The 3226-nt window shown below is 68.9% G+C and carries 3 protein-coding genes and 2 pseudogenes; 2 read left to right on the forward strand and 3 right to left on the reverse strand.

Annotated features, from left to right (window positions below; genetic code table 11):
* The 3 genes and pseudogenes from G6021_RS10955 to G6021_RS10965 form a co-directional block, all read right to left on the reverse strand.
* Nucleotides 1–204 (reverse strand): annotated as a pseudogene (locus G6021_RS10955) (hypothetical protein); the annotation flags it as partial.
* The gene (locus G6021_RS10960; protein ID WP_095717095.1) at nt 194–1012 is read right to left on the reverse strand and encodes an ABC transporter ATP-binding protein; all 819 of its coding nucleotides are present in this window, start codon (nt 1010–1012) and stop codon (nt 194–196) included. The pseudogene G6021_RS10955 and the gene G6021_RS10960, both read right to left, overlap by 11 nt.
* 12 nt (nt 1013–1024) lie before the next feature.
* Nucleotides 1025–1912: an ABC transporter permease gene (locus G6021_RS10965; protein ID WP_095717096.1), complete on the reverse strand. Its 888-nt coding sequence runs from the start codon at nt 1910–1912 to the stop codon at nt 1025–1027.
* 66 nt (nt 1913–1978) lie between these two features.
* Between G6021_RS10965 and G6021_RS10970 the strand changes: the two genes are divergently transcribed.
* The gene (locus G6021_RS10970) at nt 1979–2995 is read left to right on the forward strand and encodes an NADP-dependent oxidoreductase (RefSeq protein ID WP_182639670.1); all 1017 of its coding nucleotides are present in this window, start codon (nt 1979–1981) and stop codon (nt 2993–2995) included.
* A 49-nt stretch (nt 2996–3044) separates the two neighbouring features.
* Nucleotides 3045–3226: pseudogene (locus G6021_RS10975) on the forward strand (polysaccharide pyruvyl transferase family protein); the annotation flags it as partial.

Genomic DNA, 3226 nt, shown 5'->3' on the forward strand with positions numbered 1-3226 from the left:
CTCGACGAGCTCGCGCACGGCCTGCTCGTCGGCGTTGTCCACCACCACCAGGTGGTCGATCGGCCGGGTCTGCCCGCACACCATCTCGAGCGAGGCGCGGAGTTGGTCGAGCCGTCGGTGGGTGACGACCACGGCCACGACCCGCCGGGAGTCCGCGCCGGACTCCGCGGCCCCGCCGGCCGCGCCGGACCCCTCAGCCCTCACGCGTCATCCTCTCCATGTACGCGGCGATCGACCGCCCGGCCTCGGGGCCCTCGTAGGCGGTGACGATCTCCTCGATGCTCCCGCGCTGCCGGATGCGACCGTGGTCGATCCACATCGCCGAGTCGCACAATTGGGCCAGGAACTCGTTGGAGTGGGAGGCGAACACCAACATCCCGGACCGGGACACCAGGTCGGCCAGCTTGACCCGCGCCTTCTTCATGAACTCCGCGTCCACGGCTCCGATGCCCTCGTCGAGCAGCAGGATCTCGGGGTCGATCGAGGTCACCACGCCCATCGCCAACCGGACGCGCATGCCGGTCGAGTAGGTGCGCAGCGGCATGTCCAGGTAATCGCCGAGCTCGGTGAAGTCCGCGATCTCCTCGATCTTGGCCTTCATCTGTTTGCGGGTCTGGCCCAGGAACAGGCCACGGATGATGATGTTCTCGTACCCGGTGATCTCCGGGTCCATACCCACACCCAGGTCGAACACCGGCGCCACACGACCCCTGATCCGGGCGGCGCCGCGGGTGGGCTCGTAGATTCCGGACAGCAACCGCAGCAGCGTGGACTTGCCGGCGCCGTTGTGCCCGACCAGCCCGATGCGGTCCCCCTCGCGGAGGGAGAGGGTGATGTCCTTCAGGGCCTCGACGACGACGACGTTGGACGAGTTCCGGCCGATCGCGCCTCCGGCGGAGCCGAGGACCGCCTTCTTGAGGGAGCGCGACTTGGCGTCGAAGATCGGGAAGTCCACGCACGCGTCCACGCAGTCGATGGACACGCCGCCGGGGGTGGGTGTGGCGGGGCTCATGGGATATACCTCCTACACCCAGTACGGGACTCGGGAGCGGAACCGGCGCAGTGCGACAAAGGCGAGGATCAGCCCCACGGCCGTGCAGGCCAGGACGATCCACCAGTGGTACGCGGCGACGGGCTGGCCCAGCATGGGGGCGCGGACGATCTCCAGGTAGTGGTAGAGCGGGTTGAGCTCGGCGATGCGGGCGCGGTTGGCGATCTCCCCGCCCTGCTCGTACAGCGTCTGCGTGGTCCACACGATGGGGGTCATGTAGAACAGCAGCTGAACCATGGAGTCCAGCAGGGGCGCGATGTCGCGGAAGCGGGTGGCCAGGATGCCGAACAGCATCGCCACCCAGACGCCGTTGACCATGAGCACCGCCAGGCCCAACACGGCCAGCAGCAGGTCCCATCCCAGCGGCCGCGGGTAGATGAGCATGAGTACGACCCAGATCACCAGGTTGTGGCACAGGAACAGGAACTGCCGCCACACCAGCCGGTAGACGTGGACGCTGAGCGCGCTGGGCAGCTGCTTGATCAGGCCCTCGTTGGAGATGAAGACCTCCGAGCCCTCCTTGATGCATCCGGAGATGAAGCCCCAGAGGATCAGGCCCACGGTGACGTGAGGGAGGAACTCCGCCAACGGGATCTGGAAGAGGATCGAGTACAGGAGCCCCAGCGCCGTGGCCATGACGCCGGTGGCGATGGTGATCCACAGCGGACCCAGCGTGGAGCGGCGGTAGCGCTGCTTGATGTCCTGCCAGCCCAGTGAGAGCCACAGCTCCCGCTGGCCCAGCCCCTGGCGGAGGTCGGCCACGGCCCGGCGGAAGGTGTGGGAGTCGCTGACGATCTCACTGCGGACGCGCTCGTCGGGGAGCGTCGCCGAAGCGGGGTCGGGAGTGGGCTGGTCCTGCACGAAGGCGAAGCCTACTAGAGGTGTGGCCGGTGGCAGCCCCGCAGACAGGGCGCGTACACATGAGTGATGACGACCAGTACCCAGATCCAGCTCGTCAGCCGCCCCCGCGGCTGGCCGACCCATGACGACTTCCGCACCGTCGTCGTCGACCTCCCCGCGATCGCCGAGGGCGAGGTGCGCGTGGCCAACGAGTACCTCTCCGTCGACCCCTACATGCGCGGCCGGATGAACGAGGGCCGCTCCTACATCCCGCCGTTCGAGCTGAACGAGACGATGACCGGCGGCGCCGTCGGGCGTGTCGTGGAGTCCCGCTCCGACGCCCACCCGGTCGGCGCGGTCGTGATGCACGACCTCGGCTGGCGGGACGTCGCCCAGGGCGACGGCCGGCAGTTCCGGGTGGTGCAGGAGATCGAGGGCGTTCCCGTCTCGGCGTACCTGGGGATCCTCGGGACCACGGGCCTCACGGCCTACGTGGGGCTCCTGCACATCGGGCGGTTCCAGAAGGGCGAGTCCGTCTTCGTCTCCGGCGCGGCCGGTTCCGTCGGGTCGGCCGTCGGGCAGATCGCCCGGCTCATGGGCGCCTCGAAGGTCGTCGGCTCGGCCGGGAGTGCGGAGAAGGTCGACAAGGCCACCTCGAGCTACGGATTCGACTCCGCGATCAATTACAAGGACGGACCGGTCCGCACGCTGCTGCGCGAGCACTTCGGTCGCGAGAACGGCGAGGGCATCGACGTCTACTTCGACAACGTCGGCGGCGACCACCTCGAGGCCGCGCTGGACCTGATGAACGACGACGGTCGCCTGGCCCTGTGCGGCGCGATCAGCTCCTACAACGCCACCGAGCGCTCGCCCGGCCCGGACAACATGTGGCACGCCATCACCCGCGGGCTCACCCTGCAGGGCTTCACCGTGAACAAGTACATGCACCTGTTCAAGGAGTTCGCGGAGAAGGTCGGGCCGTGGGTGGCCTCGGGCGAGGTCGTCTTCGACGAGACCGTGGTCGAGGGCATCGACAACTCAGTCGACGCGTTCCTCGACCTCATGCGCGGGGCGAACGTGGGGAAGATGCTGGTCAAGATCTGATCAGCGGGGTCGGCCCGGGCGCGACCCCACCGTGGGGCAGGGTGGACCCATGACGTCGACTCCTCGAGCCGCGCCCGCCTCCCGCCTGCGACGACGGGCCCGCCGTCGGCTCGACGCCACGAGGGCGGCCGCGGACGCGCGCTGGGGTCGACCCCGGGAGGTCCACCGTCCCGTCTACCTCATCGCCCCGGCCGGCCATCCCAACCACGGCGACGAGCAACTGCTGGCGGG

Source organism: Dietzia sp. CW19, from assembly GCF_014145265.1.
GTDB classification, from domain to species: Bacteria; Actinomycetota; Actinomycetes; order Mycobacteriales; family Mycobacteriaceae; genus Dietzia; species Dietzia natronolimnaea.

What these genes read in the sequence shown, in the direction of transcription:
- G6021_RS10970 (WP_182639670.1), top strand. Translation starts at nt 1,979, where the DNA reads ATGACGACCAGTACCCAGATCCAGCTCGTCAGCCGCCCCCGCGGCTGG.
- G6021_RS10960 (WP_095717095.1), bottom strand. Translation starts at nt 1,012, where the DNA reads ATGAGCCCCGCCACACCCACCCCCGGCGGCGTGTCCATCGACTGCGTG.